The sequence below is a fragment of the Streptomyces sp. ID05-26A genome, assembly GCF_033794685.1.
GTDB lineage: Bacteria > Actinomycetota > Actinomycetes > Mycobacteriales > Pseudonocardiaceae > Lentzea.
This window is the reverse complement of sequence record NZ_JARAYZ010000004.1, coordinates 617,061-635,521: the sequence shown is the minus strand read 5'-3', so window position 1 is coordinate 635,521 and position 18,461 is coordinate 617,061. Positions and strand designations below refer to the sequence as shown.

Annotated in this window: 18 protein-coding genes; 13 read left to right on the top strand and 5 right to left on the bottom strand. The window is 70.0% G+C overall.

Features of this window, described 5'->3' with window-relative positions; genetic code table 11:
* Positions 1-78: 78 nt before the first annotated feature.
* From PV646_RS34290 to PV646_RS34280, 3 genes are read left to right on the top strand one after another with little or no spacing between them, the layout of a single operon-like run.
* Positions 79-726 (top strand): GntR family transcriptional regulator, encoded by a 648-nt coding sequence (locus PV646_RS34290; protein WP_500346456.1) that lies wholly within the window; start codon positions 79-81, stop codon positions 724-726.
* 10 nt (positions 727-736) lie between these two features.
* Complete coding sequence (locus tag PV646_RS34285) at positions 737-2,992, top strand: helix-turn-helix domain-containing protein (RefSeq protein ID WP_500346455.1); 2,256 nt, start codon at positions 737-739, stop codon at positions 2,990-2,992.
* A gap of 3 nt (positions 2,993-2,995) precedes the next feature.
* Positions 2,996-5,302, top strand: a complete 2,307-nt coding sequence (locus tag PV646_RS34280) for an ATP-binding protein (protein WP_500346454.1) — start codon at positions 2,996-2,998, stop codon at positions 5,300-5,302.
* On the opposite strand, the gene PV646_RS34275 is transcribed toward PV646_RS34280, so the two are convergent.
* The gene (locus tag PV646_RS34275) at positions 5,294-5,677 is read right to left on the bottom strand and encodes an SsgA family sporulation/cell division regulator (protein WP_500346453.1); all 384 of its coding nucleotides are present in this window, start codon (positions 5,675-5,677) and stop codon (positions 5,294-5,296) included. The two genes, PV646_RS34280 and PV646_RS34275, sit on opposite strands and share 9 nt — an antisense overlap.
* Positions 5,678-6,119: 442 nt before the next feature.
* Between PV646_RS34275 and PV646_RS34270 the strand changes: the two genes are divergently transcribed.
* Positions 6,120-7,835, top strand: coding sequence for a LuxR C-terminal-related transcriptional regulator (locus PV646_RS34270; protein ID WP_500346452.1), 1,716 nt, complete (start codon positions 6,120-6,122; stop codon positions 7,833-7,835).
* Here PV646_RS34270 and PV646_RS34265 read toward each other — a convergent pair.
* From PV646_RS34265 to PV646_RS34250, 4 genes are read right to left on the bottom strand one after another with little or no spacing between them, the layout of a single operon-like run.
* Entirely contained in the window at positions 7,832-8,392 is a 561-nt protein-coding gene (locus tag PV646_RS34265; protein WP_500346451.1) for a helix-turn-helix transcriptional regulator, read from the bottom strand. The genes PV646_RS34270 and PV646_RS34265 overlap by 4 nt on opposite strands.
* 19 nt (positions 8,393-8,411) lie before the next feature.
* Positions 8,412-9,134, bottom strand: a complete 723-nt coding sequence (locus PV646_RS34260) for a MaoC/PaaZ C-terminal domain-containing protein (RefSeq protein WP_500346450.1) — start codon at positions 9,132-9,134, stop codon at positions 8,412-8,414.
* A 15-nt stretch (positions 9,135-9,149) separates the two neighbouring features.
* Positions 9,150-10,319, bottom strand: coding sequence for an acyl-CoA dehydrogenase family protein (locus PV646_RS34255; RefSeq protein ID WP_500346449.1), 1,170 nt, complete (start codon positions 10,317-10,319; stop codon positions 9,150-9,152).
* A gap of 10 nt (positions 10,320-10,329) precedes the next feature.
* Entirely contained in the window at positions 10,330-11,475 is a 1,146-nt protein-coding gene (locus PV646_RS34250) for an acyl-CoA dehydrogenase family protein (protein ID WP_500346448.1), read from the bottom strand.
* 40 nt (positions 11,476-11,515) lie between these two features.
* Between PV646_RS34250 and PV646_RS34245 the strand changes: the two genes are divergently transcribed.
* The 9 genes from PV646_RS34245 to PV646_RS34205 all read left to right on the top strand — a co-directional run bounded on the left by PV646_RS34245 (position 11,516) and on the right by PV646_RS34205 (position 18,460).
* Complete coding sequence (locus PV646_RS34245) at positions 11,516-12,115, top strand: TetR family transcriptional regulator (RefSeq protein ID WP_500346447.1); 600 nt, start codon at positions 11,516-11,518, stop codon at positions 12,113-12,115.
* 173 nt (positions 12,116-12,288) lie between these two features.
* Positions 12,289-13,284 carry a non-homologous end-joining DNA ligase gene (ligD, locus tag PV646_RS34240; protein WP_500346446.1) on the top strand — a complete coding sequence of 332 codons (996 nt, stop codon included), beginning with the start codon at positions 12,289-12,291 and terminating at the stop codon, positions 13,282-13,284.
* Positions 13,285-13,356: 72 nt separating this feature from the next.
* Complete coding sequence (locus PV646_RS34235; RefSeq protein WP_500346445.1) at positions 13,357-14,250, top strand: tyrosine-type recombinase/integrase; 894 nt, start codon at positions 13,357-13,359, stop codon at positions 14,248-14,250.
* Positions 14,251-14,599: 349 nt separating this feature from the next.
* Positions 14,600-14,923, top strand: coding sequence for a hypothetical protein (locus tag PV646_RS34230; protein WP_500346444.1), 324 nt, complete (start codon positions 14,600-14,602; stop codon positions 14,921-14,923).
* A gap of 30 nt (positions 14,924-14,953) precedes the next feature.
* Entirely contained in the window at positions 14,954-15,286 is a 333-nt protein-coding gene (locus PV646_RS34225; RefSeq protein WP_500346443.1) for a hypothetical protein, read from the top strand.
* Positions 15,283-16,278, top strand: coding sequence for a phage replication protein O (locus tag PV646_RS34220; RefSeq protein WP_500346442.1), 996 nt, complete (start codon positions 15,283-15,285; stop codon positions 16,276-16,278). Before PV646_RS34225 ends, PV646_RS34220 begins: the two co-directional genes overlap by 4 nt.
* On the top strand, positions 16,275-17,573 hold the full coding sequence (locus PV646_RS34215; protein ID WP_500346441.1) for a replicative DNA helicase: 1,299 nt from the start codon (positions 16,275-16,277) through the stop codon (positions 17,571-17,573). Before PV646_RS34220 ends, PV646_RS34215 begins: the two co-directional genes overlap by 4 nt.
* A 30-nt stretch (positions 17,574-17,603) precedes the next feature.
* Positions 17,604-17,945, top strand: coding sequence for a hypothetical protein (locus tag PV646_RS34210; RefSeq protein WP_500346440.1), 342 nt, complete (start codon positions 17,604-17,606; stop codon positions 17,943-17,945).
* Positions 17,942-18,460, top strand: a complete 519-nt coding sequence (locus tag PV646_RS34205; RefSeq protein WP_500346439.1) for a helix-turn-helix domain-containing protein — start codon at positions 17,942-17,944, stop codon at positions 18,458-18,460. The genes PV646_RS34210 and PV646_RS34205 overlap by 4 nt, the downstream gene beginning before the upstream one ends.
* Position 18,461 lies beyond the last annotated feature (1 nt).

Below are 18,461 nucleotides of genomic sequence, written 5' to 3'. Positions count from 1 at the left end.
ACTGCCAACTGTCGACAGTTGACATGTTCGCTATTTTAACGGGAGGACGGCCGGTGCCGTCCAGATCAGGAGACGAAGGTGACACCCCCACTGCACCTCAGCCTGGCCGGACAGGCCGTGGACGTGCTGCGCGAGCAGGTGCTCACCGGGGAGATCGCCCCGGGCTCGCGGGTCAACGAGGTCGAGGTGGCGCAGCAGCTCGGCATCAGCCGCGGGCCGCTGCGCGAGGCGATCCGGCACCTGGCCTCCGAGGGGCTGCTGACGCTGGTCCCGCACCGCGGCGCGTTCGTGCCCGCCGCCAGCCCCGAGGACGTCAAGGCGTTGTTCGAGCTGCGGACGGCGCTGGAGTGCGCGGCGGCGGAACTGGCGGCGTCGCGGCGGACCGACGTCGACCTCGTGCGGTTGCAGGACGTGTGCGCGGAGAGCCGGCGCAACTACCGGGCCGGGCAGCCGTTCCCGTACCGGCTGGACCTCGCGTTCCACCAGACGCTGCTCGAAGCCGCCCGCAGCCCGTACATCGCCGAGCAGGTGCGGCTCGTGCAACAACGCGTGGTGTTGCTCCGCAGTGCGCTGGACGACGACCCGCCGCACCAGCACGCGTCGATGGACGACCACGACGAACTCGTCCGCGCGATCGCCGATGGTGACGCGGCGACGGCGTCGACGGTGATGCGCAGGCACCTCTCTCGGGTGTGTGCGCAGATGCTCACGAGTTTGAACCACTAACTTCGGTGACATGACGTTCGGCGCCCGGCTCGTGCAGCACCGCAAGAACGCCGGGCTCAGTCAGGAAGAGCTCAGCGAGCGGTCCGGCGTCAGCGTCCGCGCGATCAGCGACATGGAACGCGGCCGCGCCCGTTCTCCCCAGCGCCGCACGACCGAGGCCCTGGTCGACGCCCTGGACCTCGACGAACCCGACCGCACCGAGCTGCGCCTGCTCGCGAGGACCGGACGCGTCGCACCGGCCGGCCCGGTCTGGTCGCTGCCGATGTACGTGGCGGACCTCGTCGGCCGCGACGCAGAGCTCGACGCCATCGCTAGAACCTCTAACGGGCTGGTCGTCGTCCACGGCGCGGCGGGCACCGGCAAGACGAGCCTCGCCGTGAGGGCCGCTCATCTGCTGGAGAGCCGCTTTCCCGACGGGCAGGTGCTCATCGACCTGGAGGGCTCCGCACAGCCCCTCCAACGGTTGCTCAAAGACCTCGGCGTGTCCGCCGAACACGTGCCGGAGGACGCGCACGGCCAGACGCGGCTCTACCGCTCGTTGCTCGTGGGCAAGCGCCTGCTGCTCGTGCTCGACGGTGCGAGCACGGAGGAGGAGGTCCGCACACTTCGCGCGGATCCGGGCTGCCTCACGATCGTCACGTCCCAGCGCAGGCTCGCCGGGCTGGCGGGCGCGACGTGGATCCGGCTCGGCGGGCTCACCGAACCGTGCGCGCTCGAACTGCTCTCGTCGATCGTCGGGGCCCACCGCGTGGAGGCCGATCCCGGGACCGCGCGGGAACTCGTCCGGTTGTGCGGGACGTCGCCGCTCGCGCTCCGGATCGCCGGCAACCGCCTCGCCAGCCGTCCGCGCTGGCCCCTCGGCCACCTCGTCGAGCAGATCGAGGAACGCCGCCTGGCCGCGCTCACCGCAGGAGATCTGGACGTGCGCGGCGCGTTCGAGGTGTCGCTGGCGCACCTGCCCGAGACCGCGCGGCTGGTGTTCCGGCGCCTCGGGCTGCTCGTCGGCACGCACGTGACCCCGGAACTCGCCGCTGAACTGGCCGGCACCGGCGTCGCCGAGGCCGAGCAGGCGCTGGAGGAACTCACCGACGTCAGCCTGCTCGACCCCGATGACCGCGGTTACGCGATCCACGGCCTCGTGCGGACGTTCGCCACCGGCCTGATCGACGCCACCGACGACGACGCGGACCGCAGGATGCTCGCCTGGCTCCTGGAGACCACGGTCGCGGCGGGAGTCCTCTTCGGACAGACAGGCGACGCGCGGCGCGTCCGGGCGCGCAGACAGGCTTTCCCCGACGTGGCAACAGGAAGGCGCTGGCTGGACGAACACCGCGACCTCCTGCCCGAGATCGTCGAACGGGCCCAGGCCAGGGGGCTGCACGAGGACGTGGCCCGCGCGGTGATCGCCCTGTCGCACTACGCGGCCATCGAACCGGGCCTGGTCTGGGAACGCGTCTACCGCCTCGCCCTCGCCTCCGCGCACGAGCCGTGGCAGGAGATCGCGGTGCGCGGCCAGCTCGGCTGGGCGTTGTTCGACGTCGCGCACCGGCCCGGTCCGGCGCTGGAGGTGCTGACCGGTGCGGTCCGGATCGCCGACGAGTCGGGGGAGAACGGGCACCTCGGCTGGATCCGGCTGATCATGTCGGCGGCGCACAGCGGACTCGGGCAGTTCGACGAGGCCGAACGTGTGTGCCTACAGGCGATCGAGTCGATGCACGAGCCGATGGACGAGCACTACGCACGGTCCGTGCTCGGCGTGCTGTGGCGGTCGATGAACCGGCCGATCGCCGCCGTGACCGCCCACGAAGAAGTAGCCAAGGAACAACGCGCCTACGCCAGCACCATCTACGAACTCTCCGCACTGGGGCGCACGCTCGGATGGCTCGGCCTCGCGCTGATAGACATCGACCGGCCAGACGAGGCCGTCGAGGCGCTGACCGAGGCCGAGCAGGTCTACCGGCGCGCGCACATGGCGTCGTGGCTCGCGACGACGTTGTGGCACCGCGGCCTCGCCCATCGCGCGGCGGGCCGTCTCACCGAATCGGACGAGGACCTGGACAAGGCGCTCGCCGGGTTCCGCGCGATCGGCGACGGCATCGGGGAGATCGACATCCTGCGGGCACTCGCGGACAACGCCGAGTCACGGGGCGAGCACAGCGCGTGGCAGCGCCATCTGCGAGACTCGCTCGCGGCGTGCGAACGGTGGGACACGGACGCGACGCGCGAGATCGCCGCCGAGGTGCGGGAGCGCTTGGCCGGGGGATGAGGAATGCGGGCGACGACCTTCAGCGAGTTCCTGCGGTTCTACCGGCGGCGGGCGACTCTCACCCAGGAGGAACTCGCCGCGCGGACCGGTCTGGGCGTCCGCACGCTGAGCGATCTCGAACGCGGCCGCGTGCACACCCCGCAGGCCCAGACCGTCGACCTGCTGGTGGCCGGGCTGGGACTGACAGGCGGCGAGGCCGACGAGTTCGTGGCGCTCGCACGGGCGTCAGAGGTCGCGCAACCACGTCCCGAACGCACGGACTGTGCGCCACCTCCTGCCGAGACGCTCATCGGCCGTGAAACAGAGCAACAACAGCTAGCCGCGTGCATCGGGCGTGCGGCAGCGTCGGCCGTGCTGGACGTTGTGGTCGTGCACGGGCCTCCGGGCGTGGGGAAGACCTCTCTCGCGGTGGACGCGGCGCACCGGTTTGCTGACCAGTTCAGTGATGGCTGCCTGCACCTCGACCTGCGTGGCATGGACACGTCGCCGCTGTCGGCGGAACGCGCCATCACCCGGCTGCTCAGGGCGTTGGGCGTGCCGGACGCCAAGATGCCGGCCGACGCTGCCGACGGTCTGCGGCTCTACCGGTCGATGCTGCGTGAACGGACCGTGCTGCTCGTGCTCGACAACGCCGCGAACGAGGCCCAGGTGCGGCCGCTGCTGGCGGCCAGTCCCGGTTCGCTCGTGGTCGTGACCAGCCGCAACGTCCTGGCGGGCCTGGCCTGCCGGCACCGGCTCGACCTCGGCCCACTGCGGCACGACGGGGCCGTCGCGTTGCTCGCCGCGACCGCCGGGGCCGACCGGATCGCGGCCGACCTGGAGGCGGCGGACCGGGTCGCGGCGCTGTGCGGCGGGGTGCCGCTGGCCCTCGCCATCGCGGGCCGCACCACGTCGTCGTTGCGGCACCTCGCCGAGCAGCTGTCCGACGAACGCGCGCGCCTCGGCGTGCTCGCGACCGGTGACGTCCAGGTCCGCACCGCGTTCGAACTGTCCTACCGCCTGCTCGCGCCCGAGGCCGCCACGCTCTTCCGCCGGCTCGCGCTGGTCCACGGCCCGGACACGTCCGTCGCGCTCGCCGCGGTGGCCGCCGGGATCGACGACGCCGAGACGGTGCTGGAGGACCTCGTCGACGCGAGCCTCCTGCGCCCGGACGCGCCCGGCCGGTACTCGTTCCACGACCTGATCCGTGACTACGCGCGCGAGCGGCTGCACAGCGACGAGCCCGACGTGGAGACACATCGTCTGCGCACGCGCGATTGGCTGCTGGACACCGCGACCCGGTCCGCGTCCGCGTTCGTGCCCGGCGACCAGGGCGCCGCGGACCTCGCGGGTGCGGACAGGTGGTTGTCCGCCGAGCTGGTGAACTGGCGTGGCGCGTTCCGGGAGGCCGTCGCCGACGGTGCGCACGAGCGCGTGCTCGCGCTGGCGAAGGCGATGCACTGGTACTCCGACCACCGCGGCACGGGTGAGCTGTGGCTGGAGGTCTACACGGCGGGCGTCGCCGCGGCGGGCGCGCTGGGCGAGTGGGAGAAGCAGGCCCAGCAGCTCAACTTCGTCGTCTGGGTCTACGTGGCGCGGCACACGAACCTGCCGCAGGCCAAGCGGTGGCACCGTGAGGCGTTGCGGGTGGCGCGGCGGTGCGGCTCGCTGGCGGAGACGGCGTGGGCGCACTACTACCGGTCCGCCATCGAGAGCCGCGACGGAGATCCCGCGGCGGGCGTGGTCCACGCCAGGCGTGCCGCCGAACTGTTCCGCGAGGCGCACGAGCCGATGAACGTGGTGCTGACGATGTCGTACCTGGGTGTGTTGCAGCAACGGCAGGGCAGGTTCGACGAGGCCGTCGGGACGCACCGGGCGTGCGTCGAGCAGGAACGCGCGGTGCGGGGCAGCGACCGCGGCGTGGCGCTGGAGAACGCCGCCCAGCTGGTGCTGCGGCTGGCCGACGCCCTGGCCGCGGCCGGTGAGCACGACGAGGCGCTGAGCGTGGTGGCGGAGGCCGAGGAACTGCTGGGGCGGGGATCGGCGAACCTGCTGTCGATGGCCGGGCACACCCGTGGTCGCGCGCTGGTCGCCGCCGGGCGGTTGGCCGAGGCGCGGAACCAGCTGGCCGGCGCCGTGGAGTCGCTGTCCGACCCGGAGACCAAGGTGGCCGTGCTGATCGAGATCGCGGGGCTCTGCGACCGCGTGGGTGATCACGACGCCGCCGTCCGGCACCGGGTGCGGGCGCTGGCCGAGAGCGAGGGCTACGAGTCGCCGGGCATGGCCAGGCTGCAGCACGACCTCGCGGAAGTGCTCGGCCTCTCAGCGTAGGACGGTGCTCAGGAAGGCGTCGGCGTCGAACCGCTCCGTGCCGGGAGGCACGAGCCGGTGGGTGGCGTCGAGGAACTTGTGCAGCGTGCCCGCCGGTACCCGGAGCACCGTCATGTGGCGGTCGGACACGAGTTCGAGCACCAGCACCCGGCTCGAGTGCGGCCGCAACCGGACGTCTCCGTCACCCGATCTCCTGCTCATGCCCTCGGTGAGCAGGTCCCTGCCCATCACCCAGGTGGCGACGGAGTCCCCGACGTGGAACCTCATCGTCACCGCGAAGGGGTCTTCCGACCGGTAGAGCAGCTCGGTCTCGACCGGAGCGGTGGAGCCGTCGGACCGGACGAAGTCGAGGACTGTGCGTGACGCGACCCGCATCGGAACTCCCTGGAGTGTTCGTCTTGGTTACACGAGGAATCACGTAATGGGCGCGGAATTGGTTCACGAGGCCATCTGATGATTACCAATTGATTGGTCGAAGAGTTTTCGCGTTTCCCGTGGGTGCTTCGGCCGGTGATGCTGTGCGAAGGGGCAGACCTGCGGAACTTCTGCCGGTGCTTCTGCATGGTCCCGCCGGGCCGCGCGCGATTTGCTGGACGGCATGGTCGCCCCACTTCGCCCCGGCCTCGTCGGCAGCGCACAGCGCCACGCAGGCAGTTTGCTCGTGGGCCGGGAGCGGGAGATCGCCGTCCTGACGGAGGCGCTCAGCGGTGGCGCTCGCTCGTGCGTTGTGCATGGTGCAACTGGTATGGGTAAAAGTGCATTGCTGTCCGTTGCGTCTTCAATCGCGGTGCGCAGCGGGTTGAGGCCGGTTCGCGGAATGCGCGCGCTCAGTGGTGTCGACGGTCACACCGTGCTCGTCGTGGACGACGTCGAACGGCTCAGCGAGGAAGAGGCCGATCGGCTGGCGCGATTCCGGGGAGCCGTGCTGCTCGCCGGGGATTGTGATCCGGACGTCCTGGCGGTCGTGGACGCCGTGCGGGTGCCGTTGCGGCCGATCGGGGCCGGCGCGGTCGCGGAGATGGTCCGGCGGCGTTTCGACGTCGAGGTCCCGCCGGAGCTGGCCGCGCTGTGCCTGGAGTACAGCGGCGGTGCTCCCGGGGTGGTGAGCGACGTGCTGGACGTGGTCACGGACCTGGGGTCGCTGCCGGCGCTGCTGCCCGGGTTGCGGCTGCCACGCCTGCTGCGGGCCGTGCGGCGCAGCTGGGAGGTGCTGGACGCCGACGCGGTGGCGGTCGCCCGCGCGCTGGCGGTGCTGGGGAGTGCGTCGCTGGACGTGCTGTGCGAGGTCGCCGGGATGGGCTCGTTCCGCACCCTGGCCGCGTTCGAACGTCTCGCCGACGCGCGTCTCGCCGTCGGTGAACCGATGCGCGTGCGGTCGCCGGCGCTGGGCCACGCGATCCGGCACGAGATGACGCCCGAGTCGCGGGAGGTCCTGCACGGCGCCGCCGCCCGTGTCCTGCACCGGCGCTGTGATCCGCCGGTCGTCGTCGCCGAGCACGTGGTGGCCTGCGCCGAACCCGTCGGGGCGTCGTGGGTGGCGCCGGCGCTGCACGACGCGGCACGGGTGCATCGGGCCGCCGGGCGGCCGGAGCAGGCGGTGAGGTGCCTGCGGGCCGCTCTGCGCGAGCCGATGGACGGGGAGGTCGCGGAGCACGTGGCCGTGGCGATGGCGGAGCTGCACCTGCGGTGCGGGATCGCGCCCCGGGCCGACGAGCTCGTCCGGCAGCGGGCCGTCGCGGGGGAGTGGTTCGCCGCGGTGGTGCTCGAGTGGCAGTGCGACGAGGACCTGCTGGGCTACGCGGTTCCTCCTGTCGTTCCGGAGGATCCCGAACGCGCGCTGCGGGAGCTGCCGGAGAGCGGGCCACAGCTCGGTCTCACCGGACTCGGCCTGCTGCGACGAGGTTCCGAACGTCTGGTGCTGGATCTCGCGCCACAGCTGAGGGTTCGGCTCACGGGTGCGGAACGGGACTGGCTGACCGCGCTGGAGATGTGGGCGCACCGTGCCGGCGGTGACCACGCCGAGGTCGCCCGGCTGATGCGGGACCTCGCCCAGGCGTCACCGTCGCGGGGGTGTGTGGCATTCGGCGCGGCGGCGTTCGTGGCGTCCTGTGTGGACGTCGGACGGCCTGGCGAGGCGCGGGAGATGTTGGTCCGCCTCGGGTGCACGGGATCGTTGCCGCCGGTGTGGGCCTGCGTGCTGTTGCTGCACCAGCGTGCCCGCATGCATCTCGCCCTGGGATCCGCCCGGGCCGCGCTGGCCGACGCCGAACGCGCCGGGGCGGCCGAGCTGGTGGACCAGGCGAGGGCGGCTCTGGGCCGGCAGCACCGGCCGACGCGGTGCGCGGCGTGGGACAAGCTGACGCCGCACGAGTCGCGAATCGTCTTGCTGGTGCTGGAAGGCGAGACGAATCGAGCGATCGCGGCACGGTTCGGTGTGACGCAACGGGCGGTCGAGCTGCACCTGACCCGTGTCTACCGCAAGGTCGGCATCAGCAGGCGAGTGCAGCTCTCCTCCGTCTTCGGGGTCGCTTAGAGCAGGCCGGAGCGCAGCGCCCACGCCACCGCGTGCACCCGGTTGCGCAGCCCGAACCGTTCCAGCAGCTGGTGCAGCGCGTACTTCACGGTCCGCTCGGAGCAGAACAACCGTGCGGCGACCTCCGCGATCGTCGCGCCGTCGGCCAGCAGCTTCAGCAGTTGCAGGTCGCGGTCGTTGAGCACCGGGGTGCGGTCCTGCACCGACTGGCCGCCGACCAGCAGCTTGATCAGGCGTTCGGCGTTGACGTCGGCCCGCCGCAACGGGATCGCGAGCCCCGCCTGTGCCGCGATCGACGGTGTGAGGTCGTGCACGCGTGCGGCGATGACCACGATCTTGGCGGAACCACAGGCGCGCAGCCGTGCGGCCTGTTGCGCGCACAGCTCGTTCACCAGGGCCAGCAGGACATGCGCGTCCGTGCGGTCCTGGACCACCCGCACGCGCGGTGAGTTCTTCAACAGGTGCGTCACGCCGGCCGCGCTGATCAGGTCACGGGACTCCACCGCCACGCGCACCGGTTCGATTCCGGAGTCCACGGTTGCCAGGGCACTACTCATGACACGATCGTGCGAAATTTCAGCCGCTGTCCACTTCGGAAAACCGAACCGTTCCGATGAGAACCTGCCGGTCGTTCGCGAACGTGCGGAACTCCCCGGTCGGCCAGCGCTCGATCCGCAGCTCGTCACCGGGCGTCACGGGCGCGGTGAAGCGGGCGTGCAACTCGGTGAAGTCCAGGTGGCCCACGGTGATCCCGAGCGTGCACAGCCCGTGCAGGATGGGTGTCGCGAAGCCCGCCCGCCGCGCGAACTCGGGGTCGTGGTGCATCGGGTTCACGTCGCCGGTCTCGCGGTAGCGCAACGCCTGGTCCGCGCTCGTCCGGAAGTAGCTGATCTCGTGGCGCCTGGCGGGGACGGTGAACTCGCGCGTCTCACCGCGTTCGCCGCCGAAGCCGCCTTCGCCTTTGATGAAGCACGATGAGCGCGTGGTCGCGAACTCCGACTCCCACGTGCTGACGACGAGGGCGCCGGAGCCCTTGTCGTAGATGTTCGTGACCGTCTTCGTGACGACCGTCGAGCCCTGCGGCGGGAGCTTGCCGTGCAGCCACAACGACTGCTCCGCGTGCAGGACCTGGGTCATGTCGGCGCCGGTCAGGCCGAGCTGCGGGCCGCCGTGCTGCAGCAACGGGATGGCGAACGCGGGGGAGAAGCCGCCGGTCGCCGCCGCGTACACCTCGGCGTCGCCGGCCGACCAGGTGCGGACCTGTCGTTCGACGACGCCGAGGATGTCGTGGCTGAGCATCAGCCCAAGATAGAGCTAGCCCAGTGTGCCCCGGACGTTCGCGTGGCCCTTGAGCAGGTTGCGGGCGATCGTGCGGCGCTGGATCTCGTCGGTGCCCTCGTAGATGCGCAGCAGCCGCAGTTCGCGGTACCAGCGCTCGATCGGCAGCTCACGGGTGTAGCCCATGCCGCCGTGGATCTGCAGCACGCGGTCGACGATCTCGTTGGCCTTGATGCCGCCGTAGAGCTTCGCGATCGACTGCGCCTGCCGCGAGTCCTTCTTCTGGTCGACGAGCCACGCGGCGTGCAGCACGAGCCAGCGCAGCGCCTCGATCTCGACCGCGGAGTCGGCGATCATCCACTGGATGGCCTGGTACTCGGCGATGGGCTGGCCGAACGTGACGCGGTTCTTGGCCTGCTCGATCGCCATCTCGACCAGCCGCTCGACGCTGCCGAGCGCACGGGCGGGCAGCAGGTAGCGGCCCTGGCCGATCCACTGCATCGCCAGGTGGAAGCCCCTGCCCTCCTCGCCGAGGATGTTCTCGTGCGGCACGCGGACGTTGTCGAACACCAGTGCCGCCGGGCCCCACTGGCCCATGGTCGGGATGGGCTCGGACTTCCAGCCCATGTCGCGGTCGACGAGGAAGCACGTGACGCCGCCGTCGGCGCCCTTCTCCTTGTCCGTCACGGCGAACACCATGACGAAGTCGGCCTCGTTGCCCTGCGTGATGAACGTCTTCTCGCCGTTGATGACCCACTCGTCGCCGTCCCGGACGGCGGTCGTGCGGATGGCCTTGGCGTCACTGCCGGCACCGGGCTCGGTGATCGCGAAGCACGAGACCCGTTCGCCGGAGATCGTCGGCAGCAGGTAGCGCTGCTTCTGCTCCTCGTTGCCGTGGAACAGGATGTTGTCCGCGTAGCCGCCGAAGCGGAACGGGACGAAGCTGCGGCCCAGTTCGGCCTCGATGAGCGCGGTCATCATCGCGCCCAGGCCCATGCCGCCGAACTCCTGCGGCGTGAGGACACCGAAGAACCCGGCCTGCTTGGCCTTGTCCTGCAACGCCTTCAGCTCGTCCCTCGTCAGGCCGGGCTGTCCCGCGCGTTCGCGGCGCAGCACCTCGGGCTCGAGCGGGACGATCTCCTTGCGCACGAAGGTCCGCACCCAGTCGCGGATCTCCTTCTGCTCCTCGTCGAGCGTGAAGTCCATTTCTTTCCTTTCAGACGAACGCGTTGACGCCCGTCAGGGCGCGACCGATGAGCAGTTTCTGGATCTGGCTGGTGCCCTCGTAGAGGGTGGTGACGCGGGTGTCCCGCAGGTACTTGCCGACCGGGTACTCGTCGATGTAGCCGTAGCCGCCGAAGACCTGGATGGCGTTGTTGGCGACCCGGACCGCGGCCTCGCTGGCGTAGAGCTTGGCCATGCTGGCCTCGGTGCCGAACGGTTCGCCGCGGTCGGCCAGGTCGGCGACGCGCCACGTCAGGAGCCGGGCGGCGTCGGTCTCGACGGCCATGTCCGCGAGGAGTTCCTGCACGAGCTGGAAGCCCGCGATGGGCTTGCCGAACTGCTCGCGTTCCTTGGCGTACTTCAGCGCGGCTTCGAGAGCCCCGCGTGCGGCACCGACGCAGCCCGCGGCGACGGACATGCGGCCCTTGTCGAGCGAGCCCATCGCGAGCTTGAAGCCCTCGGTGCTGAGCAGGGCGTCCTCGGGCACGTCGACGTCGTCGAGGGTGATCTCGGCCGTCGCCTGGCCGCGCATGCCGAGCTTGCCCTTGATCTCGGTGGCCTCGAAGCCCTTGGTGTCCGTCGGGACCAGGAACGCGCTGATGCCTCTCGGGCCTGGTCCGCCGGTGCGGGCGAACACGAGCGCGACGTCGGCCCACGTGCCGTTGGTGATGAAGACCTTGCGGCCGTTGATGCGGTAACCGTCGTCCGTCTTCGTGGCCTTGGTGACGAGGCTGCCGGCGTCGCTGCCGGTGCCGGGTTCGGTGAGGGCGAAACAGCCCAGTTGTGTGCCGTTGGTCAGACCGGGCAGCCAGCGTTGCTTCTGCTCCTCGGTGCCGTGCTTCGCGATCGACTTCGCGACCAGGCCGAGCGAGACGGAGATGATGCCCCGGACCGCGCTGTCGCCTCTCGCGATCTCCTCGAGGACGAGGCAGTAGGCGAGGTTGTCGCCGCCGCTGCCGCCGTAGCGCTCGTCGATGCCGAGCCCGAGGAACCCGACCTCGCCCAGCGCGGGGACCAGGTCCCGGTCGATCGCCTCGTCACGGTCCCAGCGCTGGGCGTGCGGCACGATGCGGTCGTCGGTGAACCGCCGGGCCAGCTCCCTGAGCTGCCGGTGTTCGTCCGAAAGCGTTAGATCCACAGGCCCTCCCGACTAACCGAACAGTGTTAGGTTAACTCACATGCCCCGGCCGAGCACCCCCCTGCTGAGCCCCGACCGCATCAGGTCGGTCGCCCTGGCCATCATCGACCGCGACGGCCTCGACGGCCTGTCCATGCGCAAGCTCGCCGCGTCGCTGGGGGTGCAGGCCGCGTCGCTGTACGGGCACGTCCGCACCAAGGACCAGCTGCTGAACGACATCGCCTCGACGATCCTGTCGACGGTCGACGTCTCGGGCTTCTCGGTGGATTGGCGCGAAGGCCTGATCAGGTGCGCGCGCTCGTACCGTGCGGCGTTGTCGACGCACCCGAACATCGTGCCGTTCCTGGCCTACGGCCCCGCAGGCCGCGACGAGTCACTGCAACGCCTCGACCTGCTGCACGGCGCGTTGGTCGACGCGGGCTGGTCACGCCGCGAGGCCACGATGATCGCCGCGGGCCTGATGTACATCGTGTTCGGCTCGGCCCTGAGCTCGTTCTCGAGCGGGTTCTCCTCGGACCCCGCCGACTACACCGACCGCTACCCGCACCTCGACCGGGCCCACCTGCTGCCGGGCGTGGCCCGCGAACTGGACCGCGACAGCTTCGAACTGGCGCTCGCGGCGTTCGTGCGCGGCCTGTAGGGCCTGTGTCGAAGTCTGGTCCGCGACAGCCGGGCCCGAGGCCGCCCCTGGCAGCACGGCCGGCAGGCCCACGTACAACACCGGTACGCGGGCCTGCCGGCCGCACCACCAGGAACCACCTCAAGCGCGACTTTCATCGAACCAAACTTCGACACAGGCCCTAGTGTTCTGGCGTGGCTTCCAAGGCGATCGAGCTCGAGGTCGGTGACCAGCTGGTGCGGGTGTCCAACCCGGACAAGCCGTACTTCCCCGCGCGGGGCATCACCAAGCGGCAGGTGGTGGAGTACTACCGCACCGTGGCGCCGTTCCTGCTGACGGTGCTGCGCGACCGCCCCGTGGTGCTGAAGCGGTACGTCGACGGCGTCGAGGGCGAGGCGTTCTACCAGAAGCGCGTGCCCAAGGGCGCGCCCTCGTACGTGGAGACGGTGCAGGTCCGGTTCCCGTCCGGCCGTCCCGCCGACGAGATCTGCCCGACCTCGGAAGCCGTGATCGTGTGGGCCGCCAATCTCGGCACGTTCGACTTCCACCCGTGGCCGGTCCGCCGTTCCGACGTCGACCACCCCGACGAGCTGCGCATCGACCTGGACCCCCAGCCGGGCACGGATTTCTCCGACGCCGCGCGGGTGGCCCTGGTGTTGCGTGAAGTCCTGGCCGACGCTGGTTTGACCGGCTACCCCAAGACCTCCGGCGGCCGTGGCATCCACGTCGCCGTGCGGATCCGGCCCGACTGGGACTTCGTCGACGTCCGGCACGCCGTGATCGCGCTGGCCCGCGAGGTCGAGAAGCGGGCGCCGTCGCTGGCCACTTCGGCCTGGTGGAAGGAAGAACGCGGCGAGCGCGTCTTCATCGACTTCAACCAGGCCGCCCGCGACCGCACGATCGCCTCCGCCTGGTCGGTGCGCGGGACGCCTCGCGCGACCGTCTCCACGCCGGTGCCGTGGGACGAACTGTCCACTGTGGATCCGGATGACTTCGACGTGCTGACCGTGCCGAAGTACCTGGAGGAGCGCGGCGATCCGCACGCCGGACTGGACTCCGAGGCGTTCGGGATCGAGACGTTGCTGGAGTGGTACGCGGCGGATCCGCGCGGGGAGATGCCGTACCCGCCGGACTACCCGAAGATGCCCGGGGAGCCGTTGCGGGTGCAGCCTAGCAGAAAACGGCACTAGAGCAGGGAAAACAGCCCTTCCTGGTGCCGCGTGGCTTCCACAACATCGCACGCTCACCGGATAACCTGGGACATGGCTGACATGCTGCTGGATCTTGGTTCATCGTTCCGTCGCCACCTGCGCGCCGAGAACAAGAGCGAACGTACCTGCACCATCTACTTGCAGTCTGTGCGGTTCTTCTCCGCGTGGCTTGTCGCCGCTGGCCAGACTGCCGACCTCGAGCACCTGACGCGCGTGAACGTGCTGGCGTGGCTGGCTGATCTCGCCGACCGGCACGCGCCCGGCACGGTGCGCACCCGGTGGAAGGGTCTGCACAGATTCTGCGGGTGGCTCGTCGCCGAGGGGGTGATCGACGAGCACCCGATGCGCGGGCTGGAAGTGCCCGAGGTGCCAGAGAAGCCCGTTCCGGTGTTGACGGACGACCAGCTCGCTGCACTCATCAAGGCGTGCCAAGGAAAGCGGTTCTATGACCGCCGCGACGAGGCGGTCGTGCGGGTGCTGCTCGACTGCGGCGTGCGCAACTCTGAGCTGATCGGCATCACCGTCGCCGGGCTCGACCTCGACAACCAGATGGTCATCGTCAAGGGCAAGGGCGGCAAGTCCAGGCCTGTCTACTTCGGACCGCGTACTGCTCGCGCGCTCGATCGCTACCTTCGTGCTCGCGCTGGGCACCGGTGGGTGCACGATGCTGCGTTCTTCCTCGGCGAGCGCGGCCCACTCACCACAGATGGAGTGCGGGAGATCGTGCGTGTGCGGGCCGAAGCCGCAGGCATCGAGGGCGCGTTCCCGCACCGGTTCCGGCACACCTGGGCACACGACTTCCTGCTCGCCGGTGGCCAGGAGCGCGACCTGAAGCGGCTAGCTGGTTGGTCCTCGGACACGATGCTGGAGCGCTACGGCGCTTCAGCGGCCGACCACCGTGCACGCGTGGCTACGCAGAAGCTTTCGCGCGGTGACCGTGTGTGAGTCGACGGCGTGTCGCGACACGCCGTGCGTGTGCACGAGCAAATGATTTTGGCTGCCTTGTGGGGCTGGTGCGTTCATGCAATTTCGCTGGTCCAAACCGCGCGCACTATCCACAGTGGACCAGCATGCATGCATGGATGCAAGTCTCCGCTGGTCAGATGCTCTGTGCTAGACGCTGCAGCTGGTAATCGGTGCGACTCCGGTGCCACATCGCAGTGCAAAATGAACATCAGAAAGCCGCGCCGACTGCGAATCGACGCGGCCTCTGAGAAGAAGCACCCGCAACGCCCCCACGGCCTGAGAAACCAGCGGCGGAGCGGGCCCTACACCGGAACCTAGGAGGTTCACAGTGCTCAGTCACGAGCATCCCACAGGCGCGCCCGCAGACGCCACCGGAGACACGCCGACACCCGCGCCGAAGTCCCGGCGGCACTCGATCGCCGGGCGCATCGGTGCCCACATCTCGTGGGCCAACACCCCCGACCGCGCCGCGCGAACCGCACCTGCGGTTCGGGCTGCGATGGCCAGGTTCGAGAAGCAGGTCGACCCGGACGGCGTGCTGGCGCCCGAGGAACGCGCCAAGCGTGCCGCGAACGCCCGCACGGCGTACTTCACGCGCCTCGCGCTGAAGTCGCACGCAGCCCGCCGCAAGGGCCGCACCACCGCAGCCTGACCGCATCCGACTCCAGCGACCCCAGGCGAGTTGACCGCCGCCTGGTCCGCCTTCCCCGAGCTGCTGGAGCTCGTGATGGACGACCACCACACCACGTCCGAAGCTCTGCGCTGCCGGCGCGCCGCATCTTGGCGCCTGCCGGTGCTTGCGCACGGCCGACGCGACCCGCTCGACCCGCACCCTGAGGACGAACCCATGCTTCCTGCGGCTACTGCCGCCGCCATCCTCCACCTCCGCGCGCTTGGCCTAGGCGCGTGGATCCCGGTGCAGGACGCCGACCTACGGCAGATGTGGCAAGCCGGTGGCAAATGCCAGCGACTTGCCGTCGAGCAGGCTGAACTGAACGCGAGGTGGTCCGCGTGAGCCGCCAACGAGCCGCCGCGCCCGAGGACAGCCGGAACTACGTTCGGGTGTCTGTCGACCTGCCGCTCAACCCGAAGCTTGCCGAGCTTGACGACCCCGCAGCGTCATGGCTGTACGTCGTCTCCCTGTGCTACTCCGGCCAGTCCTTCACGGACGGGCACTTCCCGGTCACGATCGTGACCCGTCTGGCCGGCGTGGACAGTGCCGCCGCCGAAAAGCTTGTCGCCCAGGGGCTCTGGCACCGACCGGAACATGACTGTGGACGCTGCGAGCAGCCGAAACACGGCTACGTCGTGGTTCACGACTACCTGCGGCACCAGCGGTCCGCCAACGAAGTCAACGACCTCTCGGAGAAGCGGCGCGAGGCTGGTCGCCGCGGTGCTGAGCGTCGCTGGGGTAGCAAAACGATGGCAAATGCCATGCCAACGGCTATGGCAAACGGATCGCAAACCGGTGGCAGAGAAGAGGAGAGTAGAGAAGATCTTTCGTTGCGGACGGCGGAGCCGCCGCGAGCAGAGGTCGCCAAGCTGTGCGACCACCTCCGGGCCCGCGTGATCGCGAACGGCTCGAAAGCATCCGTCACCGAGAAGTGGCTGACCGACGCCCGCCTGCTCCTCGACCGTGACGGTCGCGACCTCGACGAGGCCCTGCGGCTGATCGACTGGGCGACACAGGACCCTTTCTGGCGCACGAACATCCTCTCGATGCCGAAGTTCCGCAAGCAGTACGACCAGCTGCGCCTCAAGGCAGCACAGGACCCGAACTGGCGTCACCTCCGGGCCGTCGACTCCATACCTGACGACGAGCTCAACCCCGACGACGTCCTCGGCCTCGACACCTGGACCGCACCCGCGCCGCCGCGCGAGATCGACGAAGGGCCGCCCGAGCAGCGCCGAGCCTGGTACCGCCAGGCCGCCGATGCACACAAGCAGGAGCGCCTCAGTCAGGCCCGTGCCGCCATCGCCCGACAGCAGAGCAGAGGGACAGCGTGAGCGACGAGTACGACCTGCCACCGTGGGATGAGCGCGCCGAGCAATCGGCCCTTGGCGCCACGCTGCTCTCCCCGCGAGCGCTCGCCGACATCGTCGAGACGCTGCGGCCGGAGGACTTCTACAAGCCGCACCACCAGACCATCTACCGCGCCGCGCTGCGGCTCGAACAGGCCGGCCAGCCCGTCGACCCTGTCACCCTCGGATCCGAGTTGGAGCAGCACAACGAGCTTGAACGTGTTGGCGGCGCCCCGTTCCTGCATACGCTCATGTCCGCATGCCCGACCGCCGCGAACGCGGCCTACTACGCCGACCGCGTGCTCGAGCAAGCCACACGGCGCGGACTCCTCCAGGCCTCGCAGCGCATCGCCCAACTCGCCTGCAGCAGCACGGCCAGCGCTGACGAGGTCGTCGAGGACGCGCGGCAGACCCTCGACCGCGTCACCATCCGGTCTCGGACCGACGCGCCCGTGCACGACCTCGACGACCTCGCCGCGAACGCGCTTACCCGCTACGCCGCACCCGAACCGCCATCGCTCTCGACCGGCGATGCCCAGCTCGACAGCCTGCTCGGCGGCCTGCGCCCAGGCACGCTCACTGTCATCGGCGCCCGCCCCGGCGTCGGCAAGTCCGTCCTCGGCATCAACATCGCCACCCACGCCGCAAGCCGCGGCGAGGGAGCCCTGCTCATCTCCCTCGAAATGCCCGAGACCGAGGTCACCGACCGGGTCCTCGCCAACATCGCCAGCGTCGAACTCGACCGCATCACGAAACACCGGCTCTCCCAGAACTGCTGGGGCAGACTCCGTGAAGCCAGCGTCACGATGAAGGGCTGGCCGCTCCGCGTCGTCGACCAAGCCAACCTCAGCCTTGCCGGCATTCGGTCGATCGCACGCGACCACGTCCGCACACCACGCGGCCTCGGCGTGCTCGTCGTCGACTACCTGCAGCTCATCCGACCCGCCGACCCGCGCGCACCACGCGAGCAACAGGTCGCCAGCTTTTCCCGCGGCCTCAAGCTCCTCGCCAAGGAACTCGGCTTGCCTGTCGTTGCACTCGCCCAGGTCAACCGCGGCTCCGAACAACGGTCCGACAGGCGCCCCGTGCTCGCCGATCTGCGCGAATCCGGCTCGATCGAAGCCGACGCCGACGCCGTGCTACTGCTCCACCACGACCCCGAACACCCCGGCGAAATCGAGGTCACTGCAGCCAAGAACCGGCACGGCCGCATCGGCGCCGTCTACCTCGGATGGTCGCCGCACTACGCCCGAGCAGGCTCAAGCCCTGCCGCCGCCTGAACTCTGCGACCACGAACGGAGACCCGTCGCATGACCGAACAGCAGGGTCCGTCCAGCCAACCATCCGTCGCCGAATGGCTGCTGTACGCCCAAATCCACCTCGCCAACCGCTACAACGTCCCCCTCGACGTCACCCAAGCCCTCGCCCCCGCGGACCTCGCCGTCGAAGCCGCCCTCATCCCCGCCACCGACGCACTCCACGAACGCGCCCGCGAAGCCCGCGCCGCCGGCGAAGAACCACCCCTCGTCATCACCCAGACCCTCGCAGGACTCGAAGCCCTCTCACCCCTCCGCCTCCACCTCAAGGTCCACAACGACCTGAACAACCTCCTCGACCAGCCCACCGACAACCCCCAGGAGGACTCGCGATGATCGAAAACAGCAGCCCCCGGAACCCGGACGCAGGACGTCCGGGTCTCGCACGCGACGTGACCCGCGACCAGTCCGCTTTCTGGCCTCCGAGCGGCCCTCTCGCGCCCGAGGTGAAGCGGCACCTCGCAGATGAGTTCGGGGCCCGCGTACGGGCGCTGAGAGGCGAGCGTGGCCTGACTCAGAAGGCGCTCGCCGAGCTTCTGTCGTGTGATCCGAGGACCATCCGGCGCCTGGAGAAGGGCGACCACCGCCCGACCCGTCAGCAGGTCGCGTGGCTCGCCCGCGCACTGTCGCCGGAGGGCAAGGAGCCGCAGGAGCTCGACCGCATGCTGTGCGATCTCGTCGGGGCGGACATGCGTCCGCGGACGCGCAGGCTTCGGCGCCGCGAGCTGCTGTCGAGCATCTACTGGTTGCCGGCTGAGCGGACCACCCAGCGTCTCGCGGTCGAGAGGCAGATACGGCAGGACCTGAGCCGTGCGCACCGTTCTGTGCGTGGCGTCCCCTACGGAACGTAAC